This window comes from Sphingobium sp. SG1, from assembly GCF_057063145.1.
Window position 1 is genome coordinate 393,083 of record NZ_JBVVOJ010000004.1, and the last position, 19,126, is coordinate 412,208.

General features: G+C 66.1%; 13 protein-coding genes. 5 read left to right on the forward strand and 8 right to left on the reverse strand.

The genetic code is table 11. The annotated features are described in order from the left end of the window. Nucleotides 1-315 precede the first annotated feature (315 nt). Nucleotides 316-897 carry a gluconokinase gene (locus AC0KVN_RS12390; RefSeq protein WP_435568024.1) on the reverse strand — a complete coding sequence of 194 codons (582 nt, stop codon included), beginning with the start codon at nt 895-897 and terminating at the stop codon, nt 316-318. A 154-nt stretch (nt 898-1,051) separates the two neighbouring features. On the opposite strand from AC0KVN_RS12390, the gene AC0KVN_RS12395 reads away from it, so the two are divergent. From AC0KVN_RS12395 to AC0KVN_RS12405, 3 genes are all read left to right on the forward strand, one after another. Next, nucleotides 1,052-4,072 (forward strand): glycosyl hydrolase family 28-related protein, encoded by a 3,021-nt coding sequence (locus AC0KVN_RS12395; protein WP_435568023.1) that lies wholly within the window; start codon nt 1,052-1,054, stop codon nt 4,070-4,072. 136 nt (nt 4,073-4,208) lie between these two features. Continuing rightward, nucleotides 4,209-7,178, forward strand: coding sequence for a TonB-dependent receptor plug domain-containing protein (locus tag AC0KVN_RS12400; protein WP_435568022.1), 2,970 nt, complete (start codon nt 4,209-4,211; stop codon nt 7,176-7,178). 78 nt (nt 7,179-7,256) lie between these two features. Beyond that, nucleotides 7,257-10,310, forward strand: a complete 3,054-nt coding sequence (locus tag AC0KVN_RS12405) for a glycosyl hydrolase family 28-related protein (RefSeq protein ID WP_435568021.1) — start codon at nt 7,257-7,259, stop codon at nt 10,308-10,310. Between the two features lie 4 nt (nt 10,311-10,314). Here AC0KVN_RS12405 and AC0KVN_RS12410 read toward each other — a convergent pair whose 3' ends face one another. The 7 genes from AC0KVN_RS12410 to AC0KVN_RS12440 are packed head-to-tail and all read right to left on the reverse strand — an operon-like array spanning nt 10,315 to nt 16,806. Further along, nucleotides 10,315-11,655 carry a DUF1552 domain-containing protein gene (locus tag AC0KVN_RS12410; RefSeq protein WP_017498865.1) on the reverse strand — a complete coding sequence of 447 codons (1,341 nt, stop codon included), beginning with the start codon at nt 11,653-11,655 and terminating at the stop codon, nt 10,315-10,317. Beyond that, a complete protein-coding gene (locus tag AC0KVN_RS12415) occupies nt 11,652-13,370 on the reverse strand; it encodes a DUF1592 domain-containing protein (protein ID WP_435568020.1) in 1,719 nt (572 codons plus the stop codon). Before AC0KVN_RS12415 ends, AC0KVN_RS12410 begins: the two co-directional genes overlap by 4 nt. Continuing rightward, nucleotides 13,367-14,542 (reverse strand): hypothetical protein, encoded by a 1,176-nt coding sequence (locus tag AC0KVN_RS12420; protein WP_435568019.1) that lies wholly within the window; start codon nt 14,540-14,542, stop codon nt 13,367-13,369. The genes AC0KVN_RS12415 and AC0KVN_RS12420 overlap by 4 nt, the downstream gene beginning before the upstream one ends. Nucleotides 14,543-14,559: 17 nt before the next feature. Then, nucleotides 14,560-15,351 carry a COG4315 family predicted lipoprotein gene (locus AC0KVN_RS12425; RefSeq protein WP_435568018.1) on the reverse strand — a complete coding sequence of 264 codons (792 nt, stop codon included), beginning with the start codon at nt 15,349-15,351 and terminating at the stop codon, nt 14,560-14,562. Next, entirely contained in the window at nt 15,351-15,815 is a 465-nt protein-coding gene (locus AC0KVN_RS12430) for a c-type cytochrome (RefSeq protein WP_483656125.1), read from the reverse strand. The genes AC0KVN_RS12425 and AC0KVN_RS12430 overlap by 1 nt, the downstream gene beginning before the upstream one ends. A 26-nt stretch (nt 15,816-15,841) precedes the next feature. Further along, complete coding sequence (locus AC0KVN_RS12435; RefSeq protein ID WP_435568016.1) at nt 15,842-16,498, reverse strand: cytochrome b/b6 domain-containing protein; 657 nt, start codon at nt 16,496-16,498, stop codon at nt 15,842-15,844. Beyond that, a complete protein-coding gene (locus AC0KVN_RS12440) occupies nt 16,498-16,806 on the reverse strand; it encodes a high-potential iron-sulfur protein (protein WP_159367050.1) in 309 nt (102 codons plus the stop codon). The genes AC0KVN_RS12435 and AC0KVN_RS12440 overlap by 1 nt, the downstream gene beginning before the upstream one ends. A gap of 198 nt (nt 16,807-17,004) precedes the next feature. On the opposite strand from AC0KVN_RS12440, the gene AC0KVN_RS12445 reads away from it, so the two are divergent. Together AC0KVN_RS12445 and AC0KVN_RS12450 are read left to right on the forward strand one after the other, a co-directional pair. Next, nucleotides 17,005-17,751 carry a response regulator gene (locus AC0KVN_RS12445; RefSeq protein WP_037490491.1) on the forward strand — a complete coding sequence of 249 codons (747 nt, stop codon included), beginning with the start codon at nt 17,005-17,007 and terminating at the stop codon, nt 17,749-17,751. Next, complete coding sequence (locus AC0KVN_RS12450; protein WP_435568015.1) at nt 17,748-19,079, forward strand: sensor histidine kinase; 1,332 nt, start codon at nt 17,748-17,750, stop codon at nt 19,077-19,079. The genes AC0KVN_RS12445 and AC0KVN_RS12450 overlap by 4 nt, the downstream gene beginning before the upstream one ends. Nucleotides 19,080-19,126: the final 47 nt, after the last annotated feature.

Here is a 19,126-nt window from a genome sequence, read left to right on the forward strand (position 1 = left end):
CGTTCCGGGGAGGAATGTCCGACATTGATCGCCTGCGGTCGTCTGGCGGCGCTTTCCTATTCGGTCTTTCTCTGATCTATCCTGCCGGATGGAACAGACCCCTCTTCCGACATCACGCCTTTTGCCGGTTCGCTATTCGGCGTCGCGCGCGCCGCCCGGCGCCGGTCCGACTGTCGCCTTGCTGTCGCTTCACTGTCGCCTGACTGTCGCGTAAAAGGAGCGTCAGTGTAGCGCCACTGTCGCTTCGTCGGCGCGTAACAGGCGCATTGCGCCCATTTTCGGCCCGCCAGCGCTGGCTATCGACACCATGAACTTTCAACTGTCGCGTCGGTGTGACCCTATCCCAGCCAGGCCAGATCCCAGCCAGGTCAGGGCCCGGTCGCGCAGCTCGGTCGCCGGCACATTGGTGTTCAGGATCATCGCCCCTTCCTCGGGCAGCGGCGGCTCCAGCGTGGCAAGCTGGCTGTCGAGCAGGCTGGCGGGCATATAATGGCCCGGCCGGTTGCCCAGCCGCGCCAGCAGTTCGTCGCGGTCATTGTCGAGCAGGATGAAATGCACCGGCACGCCGATCGCCGCGCGCAGCCGGTCGCGATAGGTGCGCTTCAATGCCGAGCAGGCAGCCACCGCCACGCCCTGCGCCGCCACCGTGCCCGCGATTGCCGCGCCCAGCCGGTCGAGCCAGGGCCAGCGATCATCGTCGGTCAGCGCCTGCCCGCCGCGCATCTTTTCCACCGCCGCCGCCGAATGATAGCTGTCGCCCTCCAGGAACGGGCAGTCCAGCGCCTGCGCCAGCATCGCGCCCAGCGTCGACTTGCCGCAGCCGCTGACCCCCATGACGATGACGGCGCGTCCCACGGCTTTGGGCGAAACGAGGGCAGGGTCGGCGGAAATCGGCAAGCGGGCGTCCTTGGTCGCTGGGGTAGGGGGATGGGTTTTCCCGCTATAAGGCCGTGTCACCCCACAGGAAAACTACGACCTTTGTCGCAAGTGCCAAGCCGCGACCGCTCCCCTAGCCATGCACCATCTATAAAAATGAGGATGGGAGGCGGACATGATCGGACGCAGCATGATCGCGGCTTTGTTGGCGGCAACAACGCTTGGGGCACCGGCCTTCGCCGCGACGACCTCGGTCTTCCCGGTCGCGCCGGCCGAGCCCCATGCGGTGACGGTGAAGGCCGTCGGCGATGGCCGCGCCGACGACAGCGCCGCGATCCAGCAGGCGCTCGACCAGGCCCGCGATACGACCGGCCATGGCATCGTCTTCCTGCCGTCGGGCACCTATCGCATCACCCGCTCGCTGATCGTGCCGGCGGGCGTGCGCGTCTATGGCGTCGGCCCGACCCGCCCGGTGCTGCTGCTCGGCGCCAACACCCCCGGCTTCCAGCAGGGCGTGTCGACCATGGTGATCTTCGCGGGTGGCGATCAATATCAGGTCGGCAAGGTGCCGGTCCCGGTGCCGACCGTCGTGCCCCGCGACAAGATCGTTCGCGACGCCAATTCGGGCACCTTCTATTCGTCGATGAGCAATGTCGATATCGAGATCGGCGCGGGCAATCCGGCCGCGGCCGGCGTGCGTTTCCGCATGGCCCAGCATGCTTTCTTGAGCCATATGGAATTCCGTCTCGGCACCGCCTTTGCCGGCGTCTATCAGGCCGGGAACGTGATCGAGAATGTCCATTTCCAGGGCGGCCGATACGGCATCGTCACCGAAAAAACCTCGCCCGCCTGGCAGTTCACCCTGCTCGACTCCAGCTTCGACGGCCAGCGCGACGCGGCGATCCGCGAGCATGAGGTCGACCTTACCCTCGTCAACGTCGCGATCAGGAACACGCCGGTCGGGATCGAGATCGACCGTGGCTACAGCGACAGCCTCTGGGGCAAGGATGTCCGGTTCGAGAATGTGTCGAAGGCCGGGGTCGTCATCTCGAACGAGAAGAATGTCTTCACCCAGATCGGTTTCGACAATGCTCTGGCCGTCAACAGCCCGGTCTTCGCCCGCTTCCGCGACAGCGGCAGGACGGTCGACGGCAAGGGCAAGGCCTATAAGGTCGCCAATTTCTCCTATGGCCTTGCCGTCCCGGCACTCGGCCACACGGGCGAATACGCCACCACCGCGGACATCCAGCCGCTGTCCGCCATGCCCGCGCCGCGCGCGCCCGCGATCCGCGACCTGCCGCCGATGGACCAGTGGGTCAATGTCCGCACCCTGGGCGCGGTCGGCGACGGCAAGGCGGACGACACCGCCGCCCTGCAAAAGGCGATCGACGCCAGCCGCATCCTCTATTTCCCGACCGGCTTCTACAAGGTTACGGACAAGCTGACCCTGCGCCCGGACAGCATCCTCGTCGGCCTGCACCCGGCCATCACCCAGCTCTTCATCCCGGACAATAACCCCAAACATGCCGGTCTCGGTCCGGTCCTGCCGATCCTCGAAAGCCGCAAGGGCGGCGACAATATCCTCTCGGGCCTTGGCCTTTTCACCGGCCGGGTGAACCCGCGCGCCTCCGCCCTGCTATGGCGATCGGGCGAACAGAGCCTGGTCGAGGACGTCAAGATCATGGGCGGTGGCGGCACGCCCACCGCCGATGGCAAGATGCTCGGCACGCTGCGCGTCAACACCGGCGACCCGGTCACCGACAGCCGGCTCGACGCCCAATATCCCAGCATCTGGGTGACGGACGGGGGCGGCGGCACCTTCGCCGATGTCTGGAGCCCCAACAGCTTCGCGCAGGCGGGCTTCTACATCACCGACACCGACACGCCCGGCCATGTCTATGAAATGTCGGTCGAACATCATGCCCGCAACGAATTCGTGCTCGATAACGTCCATAATTGGGAGTTCCTGGCACCCCAGACCGAACAGGAAGTCGATGACGGCCCCGACGCCATCTCGCTCGACATTCGCAACTCCAGCAATCTGCTGTTCGCCAATTATCATGGCTATCGCGTCACCCGCACCTATGCGCCGGAAAAGAGCGCGGTGAAGATCACCAACTCCGGCAATATTCGCTTCCGCAACGTCCATGTGAATGGCGAAAGCGGCTATGCCACCTGCGACGATGAAGGTTGCGGCACCTTCCTGCGGGCCAGCAAATATCCGTTCGACAATGCGATCGAGGATGTCAGCCGCAAGCTGCTGGTGCGCGAACGCGAGTTCGCCGCGCTCGATATCGGCCCGGCCGGCAGCGCGGTCCCGGCGGTCGCGCCGTCCGGCACGAAGGTCGAGAAGCTGGAGGATGGCTTCTGGTCGATTTCCGGTGCGGCTGTCGATGCACAGGGGCAGCTCTATTTCATCGACCGCCGTTTCCAGCGCATCCACCGCTGGAGCGAGGCCAAGGGGCTGGAGATCGTCCGCGACCATGCGCTCGATCCGGTCAATCTCGCTATCGACGCTTCGGGCCATGTCATGGTCCTCTCCTCGCTCGGCGCGAAGGGCGGCGTCTATGCCTTCGACCCGGCCGGCTCCAAGGACGCGATGACGCTGATCCAGCCGACCCCGGTGCGCAGCGGAACGGCAAAGACGCTGCTGCCGGTCAACTGGTGGAATAATGGCGAGTTTCGCGACCAGCTCGACCCCAAGACCTACGAGTTCACCACCCTCGCCGAAATGTTCGCTCGCGATGTCGGCACGCCCAAGGCAAAGGAATATCTCTCCCCCGACGGTAGCCTGTCTTTGCCGGCCTTCCGCGTCTGGCAGCAGGGGCCGATCGATCATACCGGCTGGCGCTGGTCCGACGGCCTCAACGCCAATGGCTTCGTTTCCGGCAAGATCGGCGATCGCCTGTTCGTCACCAACGGGTCGGAGAATATCACCTATAGCGGCACGGTGGGGCCGGGCGGCACGCTGACGGCGCTGAAGCCCTTCGCCAATCGCGGTGGCGAGAGCGTCGCGGTGGACGGGCAGGGCCGGGTGTTCGTCGCCAATGGCCAGATCTTCGTCTATGGCGCGGACGGCAAGGAAACGGGCCGGATCGACGTGCCCGACCGGCCGCTCCAGATCCTGTTCGGCGGCCCCGACAAGCGCACGCTTTTCATCCTGACGCACCACGCGCTCTACGCCGCAAAGCCCTGAAAAAGCGACGGTTCGCCGCCGCCTACGACCTATGTCGTAAGTGCGGTGGCGACCGCTCGGGATTAATACTCACACAATAGCCCGCCATGGGCGCGCCGACGCCGGGAGGGCGCCTGGTGACAAGAGGGGAAGAGGAATGAACGTGCAGATCGCAATCCATCGGCATATGGCGGGCGTCAGCCTGGCTGCCGTCGCCATCATGGCGCTGGCCGGCACCGCCCAGGCGCAGACCGAACCGGCGGCCGAACCCGCGCCGCAGGCCCAGACGAGCGATGCGCCGGCCGCACAGAGCGCCGACATCATCGTCACCGGATCGCGCATCACCACCAGCGGCTTCAATGCGCCGACGCCCACCACCGTCATCGGTGAGGAGCAGATCGCCAACAATGCCCAGCCCAACATCTTCAACACCATTGCCCAATTGCCCTCGCTCCAGGGTTCGACCGGCGCCGCCACCGGCACCTTCTCCACCTCCAGCGGCCAGCAGGGCCTCAGTTCCTTTTCGCTGCGTGGCCTGGGCGCGATCCGCACCCTGACCCTGCTCGACGGCCAGCGCGTCGTCGGCGCCAACGTCACCGGCGTGCCCGACATCTCGATGTTCCCGCAGCTGCTGGTGAAGCGCGTCGACGTCGTCACCGGCGGCGCGTCGGCCTCCTACGGCTCGGACGCGGTCGGCGGCGTGGTCAACTTCATCACCGACACCCATTTTGAAGGGTTTAAGGGCAATATCCTGGGCAGCATCACCAAATATGGCGATGACGAGACCGCGCTGGTCCAGGCCGCCTATGGCAAATCCTTCATGGATGATCGCCTGCATGTCGTCGTCAGCGGCGAATATGACCATGAAGGCGGCGTGGGCGCCGGCGACTTCGGCACCGACCTGGCCGGCAGCCGCAACTGGTATCGCGCCACCACGCTGATGAACACCGGCCAGACCAACAATGGCCTGCCGCAATATAATTACCGCGATTACGCTCAGCCCTATCAATATGCCCGCTACGGCCTGATCAACAATGGCCCGCTGCAGGGCATCGCCTTCGACCAGAATGGCAATCCCTATCAGTTCAACTATGGCTCGAACGGCACGCCGACCGGGACCGGCGCGGTCACCAACTGCTATCGCGGCAACAGCTTCTGCGAGGGCGGCGATCTGTCGGGCGCGCCGGGTTCGGGCGCCTCGCTCAAATCCTCGCTGGAGCGCATCAACGGCTATGGCCGGATCGGCTATGATTTCGCTGACAACAACGAAGCTTATGTCACGGTCAATGTCGCGCAGGTGAAGACCAACAACCAGCCCAGCCCCGGCTATGGCCGCGCCAACCTGACCGTTCAATGCTCCAACCCCTATCTGCCGCAGCTGGTGCGTGATCGTTGCGCCACCGCCGGCATCACCTCCTTCGGCTTCGGGTCTTCCAACGCCGCCTTCCCCGATCCGCAGGTCTATACCGATCGCAAGCAATATCGCTTCGTCGCTGGCGCCAAGGGCAAGTTCGGCGCGGCCGGCACCGACTGGAATTATGACGCCTATTATGAGCATGGCATCACCATCTCGGACATCCGGGTGAAGGATATCGTGCTGCAGAACCGCTATGCCGCAGCGGCCAATGCGATCACCCTCAACGGCGCGATCGTCTGCGCCGATCCGGCCGCCCGCGCGCTCGGCTGCCAGCCGATCAACATCTTCGGTGGCTTCACCCCCTCGGCGGCCGCGCTCGCCTATGTCGCGCCGCATGACAATGGTCCGTTCCAGCACACCAAGCTGACCCAGGACGTCGCCAGCCTCAACTTCTCGGGCAATCCGGTGGAATTGTGGGCGGGACCGCTGTCGGTCGCCTTCGGTGCCGAATATCGCCGCGAATTCTATCGCGTGAACGCCGATCCCTATGGCGCGGGCGTGTCCGATCTCAGCCCGAACAGCGCCGATTATCCGGCCGACCCGCTGCTCAATGGCGCACAGGGCAGCAACTGGGCAGCCGGCAACTACAAGAACGGTCGCGGCAAATATGAAGTCTATGAAGGCTTCGTGGAAATCGACATGCCGCTGTTCGACAGCGAAGCGGTCGGCCGCGCCAACCTGAACGCCGCGGGCCGTGGCACCCATTACAGCACATCGGGCACGGTCTGGGCGTGGAAGGTCGGCGGCACCTGGGATACGCCGCTCGACGGCATCCGCCTGCGCGCCGTCACCTCGCGCGACGTCCGCGCGCCCAACCTGTCGGAACTGTTCGCCGCGCCGACCGTCACGACCCTGCCGAACTTCAGCGACCCCTTCCAGGGCGCAGCGGTCCAGGCGTTCCAGAACACCATCGGCAATCCGAACCTGAAGCCGGAAATCGCCCGCAACACCGAAATCGGCATCGTGCTGGCGCGTCCCTCCTGGCTGCCGGGCCTCAGCCTGTCGTTCGACTATTATGACATCAAGCTGAAGGGTGTCGTCTCCAGCCTGTCGGCGCAGCAGATCGTCCAGTTCTGCTATGACGGCAATCAGGCCTTCTGTGGCGGCTTCAGCCTCGACAACGCCAATCCCAGCCTCAACTATATCAATGTCCAGCCGTTCAACCTTGCCTCCTGGCGGACCAGCGGCTTCGATATCGAGGCGAGCTATCAGTGGCAGCAGCCCCTGGGCCTGCCAGGCAATTTCACCGTCCGCGCGCTGGGCACCCATATCCGCAAGTTCATCGTCAACGCCGGCATTGCCGGTGTCGATCCGGTCGATCAGGCCGGCGCCAACAATGGCAACACCCCCGACTGGAAATGGCTGGCGGTGCAGACCTATGACAGCGGCAAGTTCAGCCTGACGGTGCAGGAACGCTGGATCAGCGACGGCACCTTCGGCAATCAATATGTCGTCTGCCAGTCGTCCTGCCCGGCCTCGACCGCGAACCACCCGACCATCGATTACAACAAGATGAAGGGGGCCTTCTATGTCGACATCGGCGCCACCTTCAAGTTCAGCGACCGTGTGTCCCTCTATGGCAAGGTCGACAATCTGTTCGACAAGGATCCGGTCGCCTCGCCCCAGACCAACACCGGTCTCGATATCAACCCGGCGCTCTACGACACGCTGGGTCGCATCTACCGCGCCGGTGTCCGCTTCAATTTCTGATAAAACATAACATCTCTCCCCCCAAACTTGTCCCGGTCCTGCACGGCCGGGACATCTTCTTTTTACGGAGCCTGATAGATGTATCGTGGCCTGACCTATCGTGGATTGAGCGGAGCCTGCGCATCCGTCCTGCTGTGCCTGGCCGCAGCACAGCCCGCCGCCGCTTCCCCGTCCGTCTATACCGCCATGCCCGACGACGCGCGCGCCGTGACGGTGAAGGGCGTGGGCGATGGCCGCGCCGATGACAGCGCCGCGATCCAGCAGGCGCTCGACGCCGCCGCCGCGACGCCCGGCGGCGGCATCGTCTTCCTGCCCCAGGGCACCTACCGCATCAGCCGCACCCTGTTCCTGTGGCCGGGCGTGCGCATCTTCGGCATCGGCGCCCAGCGCCCGGTGATCCTGCTCGGCGCCAACACGCCCGGTTTCCAGCGCGGCGTCGCCCATATGCTGATCTTCACTGGCGGCAAGCGCCAGACCGACAAGGAAAGCTGGCCCGCCGCCTTCCCCCCGGCCGGCAGCGTGCCGTTCGACAAGAAGATTGCCGACGCCAATCCGGGCACCTTCTATTCTGCGCTCGGCAATATCGATTTCCGCATCATGGACGGCAATCCGGCGGCGAGCGCGATCCGCTTCCATTCCGCCCAGCACAGCTTCGTCAGCCATGTCGATTTCGACATCGGTTCGGGCCTCGCCGGCCTCTACCATGTCGCCAATGAGGCGGAGGATCTGCATTTCAAGGGCGGCCGCTATGGCATCCTCGCGGAAAAGACCTCGCCGGCCTGGCCCTTCGCCCTGGTCGATGCCACGTTCGAGGGACAGCGCGACGCCGCCATTCGCGAGCATGAGGCGGGCCTGACCCTGCTCAATGTCGCCTTCCGCAATGTGCCGGTCGGGATCGAGATCGACCGGGGCTATGGCGACTGGCTCTGGGGCCAGGATGTCCGCTTCGAAAATGTGTCGAAGGCCGGCGTCATCATCTCCAACGAGAAGAATGTCTATACCCAGATTGGCTTCCAGAATGTACTGGCCGCCAACATGCCCACCTTCGCCCGCTTTCGCGAAAGCGGCCGGACGGTGGTGGGGCAGGGGAAGGCTTACAAGGTCTCCTCCTTCACCCATGGCCTGACCCTGCCGGGGCTTGGCCGGATCGGCGACTACAAGACCGATATGCAGGCGCAGCCGATCGCCAGCCTGCCGGCGCCCGGCGCGCCCGCCATTCGCCCGTTGCCGCCCGTCTCCGAATGGGTGAATGTCCGCACATTGGGGGCGAAGGGCGACAATAGCACGGACGACACCGCCGTGCTGCAGAAGGCGATCGACAGCCATCGTGTCGTCTACCTCCCCGCCGGCTTCTACAAGGTCAGCGACACGCTGCGGCTGCGCGCCGACACGGTGCTGCTCGGCCTCCACCCCAGCCTGACCCAGATCGTCCTGCCCGACGGCACGCCTGCCTTCCAGGGGGTCGGTGCGCCCAAGGCGCTCATTGAAAGCGCGCAGGGCGGCGATGCGATCGTCGCCGGCCTGGCACTCGACACCAATGGTGCCAATCCGCGCGCGACCGGCCTGTTGTGGAAGGCCGGCGCCAACTCGATGGTCAACGACGTCAAGTTCCAGGGCGGCCATGGCACCGATGCCTTCGATGGCAGCCGGCGCAGCCCCTATAACAACAACGCCACCGCCGATCCCGACGCATCGCGCCGCTGGGGCGGCCAATATGCCAGCCTCTGGGTGACGCAGGGGGGCGGGGGCACCTTCGCCAATATCTGGAGCCCCAGCACCTTTGGTCATCCGGGCATATTGATCTCCGATACGGAAACGCCGGGCCGGTTGATCCAGGCCTCGGTCGAACATCATGTCCGCACCGAAATCGGCCTCAACCGCGTCGCCAACTGGGAATTGCTGGCGCCCCAGACCGAGGGGGAGGCAGGCGAGAGCGGCGATGCCGTCGCGCTCGAAATCCGGGATTCCCACAATATCCTGGTCGCCAATTTCCACGGTTATCGCGTCACCCGCACACGTAAGCCCGCGCCGACCGCCGTGTCGCTCTACAATTCCCACGACATCCGCTTCCGCAACGTCCATGTGAACGCCGAAAGCGGGGTCGGCACCTGCGATGAAAATGGCTGCGGCACCTTCCTGCGCCTCACCAAATATCCGTTCGAAAACGCGATTCAGGACATCACCCATGGCCTGGAAGTGCGTGAACGCGAATTCGCCGTGCTGGACGTGCCGGCGAAGCCCGATCCGGTCGCCCCCTCGACCTTCGGCGGAGCCAGCGTTCGGAAGCTCGCTGACGGCTTCTATGGCTTGGGCGGCGGCGCGGTGGACGCACAGGGGCGGCTCTATTTCATCGACCGTTTCTTCCAGCGCATCTGGCGCTGGTCCGACGCGGGCCGGCTGGAGATGATCCGCGACGCCGCGCTCGATCCGGTGAACCTGACCATCGACAAGGCAGGCAACCTGCTCGTTCTCTCTTCCTATGGCCGCAACGGCACCGTCTACAGCGTCACCCCCGGCGCGCCCGACACGCAGGTCAGCGTCATCCCGGCGACGCCCGCGGGGCAGGGCAGCGCGGCCACCATCTTCCCGGTCAACTGGTGGGTGAATGGCGAGTTCAGGGACCAGATCGATCCCAAGACCTATCAATTCACCACGCTTGCCGACATGTTCGCCCGCGATACCGCCCAGTCCAATGCGCAGGCCTATGTCTCGCCCGACGGCAGCATTTCCCTGCCGGCCTGGCGCGTCTTCGCCCAGGGGCCGGTCGACCATCGCGGCCTGCGCTTCTCCCACACGCTCGACAGCTATGGCTTTGTCCAGGGCAAGCCGGGCCAGCGCATCTATGTCACCAACGGGTCGGAAAACCGCACCTACAGCGCGCTGGTCGCCGGCAACGGCACGCTGACCGACCTCAAGCCCTTCGCCGATCGTGGCGGGGAGGGCGTGGTGAGCGACGCGCAGGGCCGGGTCTATGTCGCCAATGGCCAGGTCTTCGTCTACGCGCCCGACGGCAAGCCGATCGGTCGGATCGACGTGCCCGAACGGCCGCTACAACTGCTGTTCGGCGGCCCGGACGGCAAGACCCTGTTCATGCTGTCGCATCACGGCCTCTACGCGGCGCGGGTCGAGTAGGGGATCAGACGATCAGTCCGGGGATGATCTTGTTCGTCTCCAGGCTGCCCGTGCCCCAACGGTCGACCGGCACGCCCATCGCCTGTTGCAGGGTCAGGCCGACCCGGCTGACCGGCGATCCGTCGCCGGTGATATATTGGCCGGTATGGATGCGTCCGCCGGCCGACCCCGCCGTCATCATCGGGATATTGTCGATGGTGTGGAATTTGGCGAACTCGGTCTCGCTATGGGCAAAGACCAGGCTGTTATCCAGCAGGGTGCGGTCGCCTTCCTTCACTGCGTCCATCGCCTTGATGAAATAGGTCCAGGCCTCCATGCACTTGTCGACATAGAAGGTGACTTCGGGCTGATAGCCCAACCGGTTGTCCAGCACCTCCTCATGGGTCAGCTGATGATGGGTGATGGTGCTGCCCACCCGCGTCAGCGACGACGCGCCATTGTTGAAGTTCATGTTGAACAGCCGGACATTGTCGCACGCCATCGCCATCACCAGCAGGTCGGTCATGATCTCGTGATTGCGCATGACATTCTCGATCTCGGCATTGACCGGCAGGTCGGGCACCTTGGGCGGGACGACACAGGCCTGCATCGGCGCCGGCTTGGTCAGTTGCACGTCGAGCTGGTTTTCAAGCTGCCGCAGCGAGGTGAAATATTGGTCGAGCCGCTGCCTATCGGCCGCGCCCAGCCGCGCCTCCAGCGCCTGGCGCTGGTCGGATACACCGGACAGGACACTGCGCCGCGCCATGACAGCCGGATCGGGGGTGAAGGTCGCGCTGTTGGGGTCATGGAATCCAGCACCGAACAGCCTTGTATAAAGGGCGGCGGGCGAAACTTCAGCCGGGTTGAGATTGCCATTGCCGCGCCCGGACAGCGAATTGCGCGGATCGCCGGTCGCCGACAGCTCGATCGAGCGGAAGCGGGTGCGGGTGCCGATCACATCGCCGATCGACACGTCGAAGGACGGCCCCGGTAGGCCCCGGTCGGAATCGATCGCCATGCCGGTGCGGATGCCGATGCCGCCGCTGATGTGCGGCAGGTTGGGCTTGCCGTCGAGCGGCAGGGTGAAATCGCCCAGGATATTGACCTTGTGCTTGAGCGCCTCGATCGAGGCCAGCTCGACCTTCAGCTCATAATCCTTGCCGGCGGCGCCGGGGAACCAGCGCGGCGGATTGACGCCCAGCCCCCAGAACCAGGTGCCGAAGCGGATCGGCATCGGCGCGCCGGTCGCCGCCATGGCGGTGCCGTTGCCGTCGAGGAAGATGTCGAGCAGCGGCAGGCCGACGGCCACGGCCATGCCGTTGACCATGCCGCGCAGGGCGGTGCGGCGATCGAGGGTGAAGCTCATGGGCGGTCTCCTTCTCGGATATGCGGGCTGGTCATCATCGCGACCTGCGGCTTGGCCAGCGGCGGGGTGCTGACGCGATAGGCATCGGCCATGGTCGCGACCCGCAGGAACAGCGCCTGGATGCGATAGCCATCGGCGGCGAAGCCCTGTTCCAGCGCCATCGCGGTTGCCTCCTCATCCTCCGGCATGCGCCCGGTCGCATATTGGAAGGCGCGGCCGGCGACGCATTCGGTGGTCGACTTGCTCGCCGCCAGCGCCTGGCCCAGGCCGACATTGCCCTGGAAGGCCGTCCCCTCGAACACGCCGGCGGTATCGATCGGCGCGTCATTCTCGGTCCGGCGGAAGGCGCCGATGCCGTCGAACCGCTCCAGCGGCAGGCCCAGCGGGTCGGTGATCTTGTGACAGGCGGCACAGACCGGATCGCTGTTATGGGCGTTCAGGCGAATGCGCGCGGTCGGCATCGCCTTGTTGCCGACATCCTGCACGGCGGTGAAATTGACGTTGCCCGGCGGATTGGGCACCGGCTGGCACAGCAGCAGTTCGCGGATCGCCCGGCCGCGCAGGGTCGGCGAACTGCGGCCCGAATGGGAATAGAGCGCCAGGAAACCGGCCTGGCCCAGCAGCCCGGCGCGATCGTCGCCATCGGCAAATTCATAGGGCACCCAGCCCTGCATGCTGGACACCTTGGCCTGATAGAGCGGCCCCAGCGCCCGGTTGATGAAGGTCCGCCGGGTGGTGAACAGGTCGCGATAGTCGCCCTGCCGCGTCACCAGCTGGTCAACGATCATGCGCAGCATCTGTTCGGACAGGGCCGACGCCACATCGGGGTTGAAGCGGGGATAGACGATCTGGTCCTTGGCCATTTCGTCGAACTTCTCGAACAACAGCATGTCGGCGAAGAAGGCGCGCACGCCATCCTCCAGCCGGGGCGATCGCACCATCTTCTGCGCGATTGCCGCGAACTGCGCGGAATCGGTGAGCTTGCCCTCATCAGCCGCGCGCAGCAGCGCCTCATTGGGCGTCGTGTTCCACAGCAGATAGCTCAGCCGCGCGGCGCGGGCATGGTTGTCGAGCCGCAGGCTGCCAGGCGCTCCCGGATCAGGCTCCGCGCTCTCGATGATGTAGAGGAACTGCGGCGACACCAGCATCGCCGCCAGCGCCAGTTGCATGCCGTCATAGAAGCCCTGGCCATCGCCGGCGCCCTTGCCGGCCATCATGACAAAGGCGCCGATCTCCTCCTGCGTCATCGGCCGGCGGAACAGGTAGCGACCGATCGGCATCAGCGTCCGCGCGGCGCAATCGGCATCGGGCGCGGCCGCGTCGCGCGGCGTGCAGGGCATGAACTGGGCGCGGCGATCCGGCGCGAAGACCTGTGCGGCGATATTGCGCGCCATCGCGTCGAACTGCTCCAGTCCGGCGGGTGAGATGGTCGATGCGCTGGCGCCGGTCGCGATCAGCTCATGCACCGGCCGCACGATCGGCTCGAACCGGCCGGCGACCTTGATGTCGGGGCCGAAGATATCGGCGATGCTGTTGCGATATTGCGCTTCGGTCAGGCGGCGCATCCCCGCCACCTGGCCCAGCGGCGTCTTCAAGGGCGCGAAGCTGGCCTCGGGCGTGGCGGCGGTCTGCGGCGCCTTCTCGACCGTGCAGGCGCTCAGCAGCAATCCGGCGAGAAGCGCCCAGCGCGCCCTCTGGCGAAACGGCCCGCTCATCGCTGCGCCACCTTGGGCTGGGGCAGGCGGTCGGTGACAAAGGCGGGCACGGCCCAGGCCTCCATGCCGCTGGAAATGCGGCGGCATTGGCCGGTCGCCGGATCGCGATCGCCATCGGCCATCGCCTTCAACGCCGCATACATGGCGGCGCAGTCATAGCCGGCCGTGGTCGCCGCGCCCTCGCCACCGACCGAGGCGCTGGCCATCACGTTCCAGATCGGCTGATAGCCGCCGACAATGCCCTTGATCGATCCGTCCGGCTGGAAGGTGAAGCGCAGCCGCGCCTTGGTGAAATCATATTCGTTGCGCCGGCCGCGAATGTCCCGCTCCGATCCCTGGCCCCAATTCTGCTTCAGGCGGATATGGGCCGGCTCGGTGGTCAGCACGCCATTGACGATCCGCCCTTTCAGCACATTGCGATGGGCGGCATTGGCGGTGACGCTGTAGCTGGCGCCGGGGATGAAATTCTGGCGCGAATCCACCACCGCCCGATCCTCGGTATTGGCGTAGATCACCGTCACCTCGGGATCATTTTCCAGACTGTCGACGCCGGTCAGCAAGAGCACCTGGCTATGTTCGCCGCTCACCAGAAACTGGGTCAGGCCCTTGACGATATCGCCGCCCGTGCCGTCGACCCCGCGCCAGGTCCGCACGCAGCCCATTGCCCGCCACATCTGGTTGTCGACGCCCGGTTCGCCCGCAGGCCCGGTAAAATTGGCATGGCCGCAGCTGTCGCCCGCCGCTGCGCCATCCGCATCATCGTCCAGGTTCAGCCCCTGCGCGACCTTGCCCTGCACCATGCGCTGGGGCGGCCGGTCGAACTTGTCGGGATGGGTGCAGATGTTGAGATTGTCGGGACCGAAGGCATAGCCGGTCCAGCGCGCGGTCAGATCCTTCTCGTTCGCCTTTTCCAGCAGCCGCGTGCGTTCCCCCACCGGCTGGGTCTGGAGATAATTTTCGCGCAGGGTCGCCGCGAGGCCCTGCGGGCAATCCTCCTTGCCCTGATAGATGGCGGGCGCGAAATGGCTGAGGACGAAACCCATCTCGCCATTGGCCGGCGGCGCGGGCAGTGCTGCGGGTTTGGCGGGGGCATCACCCCGCGCCGAAACCGACGCCGCGAGTGGCAGCGCGCCCAGCAGCAGGATCAGTTTGCGATGATACTGCACGATCATCCTCTCCTTGCGAAATGTCATGGGATCAGCGGTTCGGCCTCGGCGGGAATATCCGCCGGGTCGTCGCCCGCGATGGTGAAGACCGGCCGGTCGCGATAGGCCCATTGGGCGCGGTCGCCATCGGGCCGCACGGTCCAGGCGCCCATGCCCCGTCGCGCCATGCCCGCCGGGAAGACGCGCCAGTCGGCGCAGGTGGAGCCACAAGCCTTGCCCTTATGCGTCACCAGCAAATTGCCCTGGCCATCGACCAGCAGATAGCGCCCGTCCACCAGCCGCGCCGTCACATCGGCCGGCGCGTCGATCTTGGGCGCGGCCGGCACATATTTCAGGCTGTTCCAGACCAGCCCGTCCTCGCCCTCATGGGCGATCGTGCCAGGCCGCTCGCCGGCATGGGTGAAGACCAGATTGACCCGCTTATAGACCCATTGCGGCCCGCTCGGTCCCTGCATCACGATCCAGTCGGGGCCGTCCTGCTTCAGTCGGGGCGCCTTGCGATCGCCGCCGAACTCGGGCGGTGCAGGCACGATCTCCGCCTTGGCGGGCGCGGCGAGCGGCGTCCATTGGGTCAGGCAATCGCCCGAACACCAGAGCGGTTGATGCCCGGTCCGCCCGGTCACGGCGCGCATGTCCATGCCATAGAGGGTGCGGCCATGGGCATCGACATAGACGTTCTGCGCGCCGACCTTGCGGACGCTGACCCCCGCCGGCAGCGGCTCGCCGCTCGCCGCCTCGGGCGGCAGGTCGGCGGCCTGCGCCCAGAGCGCGGCCGGCTGTGCCAGCCACAGGATCGCGGCCGCCCGGCGCCACATCAGCGCTTCTCCTCGACGCGGAAGCTGCGGTGGCAGGTGCCACAGCTTTGCCCCAGCGTCTTGGCCGCCGCCCGCATCTTCGCCACGTCGCCGCTCGCCGCGACGGTGGCGAAGCTGTTGGCCTGCGTGGTGAAGCCGTCCTGCGCCGCCTTGAATGCGGCCGGCTGGCTCCAGATTTCGGGCTTGGCCGCCGTCTTGACGCCGGGTTTCGGGCCGCTGCCGGCCGGGAACCAGCCCTGCTGCTGGCGCGCATAATCGCGGATCTGCCGCGCCGAAATCTGGATCACATAGGTTTGCGGCGTGGCCGATTTTAGCTCGTCATTGATATTCTTGAACGCCGCGCCGACCTCGCGGAAACCCGCGATCCGGGTAGCGACGACATCGCCGGGTGCCGCCGCCAGCGGAGCGGCGCAGAGCAGTGCCAGCATAGCGGCCGGTCGCTTCATCCGCGCTGTATCGTGCATCCTCATCCTCGTCCCTTTCATGGCTGTCACAGCATCGGATCGGCAAAGACCCACCAGGCGAGGGTGCCCGCCAGCAGGATCGCGACAGCGAAGGCGACAGGCGACGCGCGCCGCACCGCCACCGGCTCGCCGGTCACTTTCGCCCGGCCGCTGACCATCGGCCCGATCAGGTTGCGCCGCCGCACCAGCAGGTAGAACAGCACCGCCAGGATATGCAGGCCGATCAGCACCTGTAGGATGGTGAAGCTGACGCCGTGCATGTCGGAGGCGAGCCGCCCCTGATCGAAATCGACCAGATGCGACAGCGGCCCGGATTCGATGCCGTCGATATCAACCGCGAACAGGCCGGTGCCGACCTGGACCGACAGCGCCAGCAGCATCGCTACCACGCTCCAGCCGCCGAGCGGATTATGGCCTGGCGTCGCAGGCGCGCGGCCGGTCAGATAGGCGAGGATTGCCCGCGGCCCGCGCAGGAACTGGGCAAAGCGCGCTGGCCCCGACCCGATCAGGCCCCAGATCAGGCGAAAGGCGATCAGGAACAGCACGGCCTGGCCCGACAGGCGATGCCAGTCCATGTGATAGGTTTCCGCGCTCCACCAGGAAAAGCCGATCAGGCCGACCAGCGCCCAGTGAAACAGGCGGATGGGCAAATCCCAGACATATTGGCGCGCGGGGTTCGCCATCAGCTCTTCTTCGCCCAGCTGTCGCACACGCCCTCGGCCGGCACGATGCCGCCGCTCAGCAGCGCGCATTTGCCGCAACCCGGCTGGGCGGCGGTGAAGAAGGCGCACAGGCCGCAGCGTTTGGTCGCATCGTTCGACGTGCGAAAGCCCAGCGACTTGCGCATGCTCTTCTGCGCGGCCGAAAGGCTGGCCGGATCGACGCACTCGGCGGCATTGGCCATGCTCGCAATCCCCAGCGGCACGCAGGCGATCAGGCCCAGCGCCGATCGGCGGCTCCAGTGACGGACATGATGATGGCTTGCCGCCATGCGGCCCACTCCTCTTCCCTGCCGGCCCGGTTGCTCCGGTCCTCTTGTGCGATCCTTCTAGCAGGGGGGCGGCGGATTAATTTGTCAGCGCCGACAAAATCGGCGCAGAATGCAGGCGCTTATTCCGCCCTTTGTGTCGGGCCTGACAAAATCCGGCGCGGGCCGGCGGCTAGAAGAAGCGGAATGGGAAGAGGAGGGATGAGGGTGACAGCGAAGCTGACAGGCGACAGCGCGCCGGGCGACACGCATATCCTGATCGTCGATGACGATCCGTCGCTGCGCGCGCTGGTCCGCGCTTTCCTGATGCAGGAAGGCTATGTCGTCAGCGAAGCCGCCGATGGCCCGGCGATGCGCGCCATCCTCGCCCATCAGCCGGTCGACATCATCGTCCTCGACGTCATGATGCCGGGCGAGGACGGGCTGTCGATCGCCCGCTCGCTCGCGGGACAGCAGGATGCCGGCATCATCATGGTGTCGGCGCTGGGGACGGAGGGCGATCGGATCACCGGCCTGGAAATGGGCGCCGACGATTATCTGCCAAAGCCGCTGTCGCCGCGCGAACTGCTCGCCCGCATCCGTGCGCTGCAGCGCCGCCGTCGTCCGGTCGCCGACACCCGCCAGCCGGTGCTGGCCCATTATCATTTCGAAGGGTGGCAGCTTGATCCGGTGCGCCGGGTGCTGCGCGATCCGGCCGGCATCATCATCAGCCTGTCGGAGGGGGAGTTCGCCCTGCTGCTCGCCTTCATCGAGCATCCCCAACAGATATTGAACCGGGACGCGCTGGTCGAACTGGCGCGGGGCGAGGATGCCGATGTGTTCGACCGGGCGATCGACACCCAGGTCAGCCGCTTGCGCCGCAAGCTTGGCACCCGCGCACGCGGCGAACTGATCCACACCGTCCGGTCCGAAGGCTATATCTTCCAGGCGCCGGTGCAGCGCGGATGAAGGCGGGCTTCCTGCGCTGGGCCAATTCGATCCACGCCCATCTGCTGGCGCTGGCCCTAGTCGTGATCCTGACGCTGACCGCTTTCAGCCTCACTTTGCTGCTCTATTTCATCCCGCCCGAACGGGTGCCGCTGTCGGTCTATGAGATTGCCCGCATCGTCCATGGCCAGCCCCTGCTGCGCGACGAGCCGGTGGTGCATGAGGCGCGGCGGGCGGCCGCGCCGCCGGCATCGACCGACCCGGCCGATCGGCTGATCGCCGCGCTGCTGGCCCGGCGCCTTGCCCTGCCGGCGGCCGATGTGCGCATCCGCCTCGACCCCGGCGATCGCGAGCGCATCGGCCAGTTCGTGGCGGAAATGCAGCTTTATGGCCCCGATGGCGTCGCCGATCCCTTCATCCTGGGTACCTTCACCGCCGCGATCCGCCAGCCCGACGGTCAGTGGCGGATGATCACGCGGGAAGCGCGGGGCGGGCGGTCGCTCTGGCGGCTGCTCGGCCAATATGCCTTCCTGGTCGGCATCCTGCTGGTGGTGCCGCTCAGTCTCTGGTTCAGCGCGCGGCTGACCCGACCGATCCGCGCCTTCGCCGCGTCGGCCGAGCGGATGGGGGCAGGGCAGGAGGAACAGCCGATCCCGCTCGACGGGCCGAGCGAGATCCGGCTGGCGGCGCAATCGATCAACGAGATGCAGGCGCGCATCGCCCGCTATGTGCGCGAACGAACCTCGGTCGTCGGCGCGATCGCGCATGATCTGCGCACGCCGCTGTCGCGCCTCCATTTCCACCTCACCGCCGCACCCGCGCCGGTGCGGATCGCAGCCGAGGAGGAAATCCGCCAGATGGAGGCGCTGATCGGCACGACGCTGGATTTCGTCGACAATGAAAATCGCCCCCGCCTCAAGGAACCGCTCGACCTTGGCCTGCTGGTCGAGGGGCTGGTCGACGATTTCGCCGACATGGGCCGCGACGTGACCCTGACGGGCGCGGAGCCTGTCATCATCGCGGGCGACATGATCCTGCTCAAACGGCTGTTCACCAACCTGATCGACAATGCGATCAAATATGGCGACCGCGCGCGGGTGCGGGTGATGCGCGACGAGGGGCGGGCGATCGTCACGATCGAGGATGACGGGCCGGGCATGGAACAGGCTGATATCGCCCGCGCCTTCGAGCCCTTCTATCGCGGCGAACCCTCCCGCAACCGCAGCACCGGCGGGGTCGGCCTCGGCCTGTCGATCGTCCAGTCGGCGGCGCAGGCGCATCAGGGGCGGGTGCTGCTGGCGCGCACTCCCGATGGCGGGCTGCGCGCGCAGGTTGAGCTGCCGGTTTAGAGCGTTTTCTAATCAGGTGGAATCACCTGATGACTCGGAAAACGCGT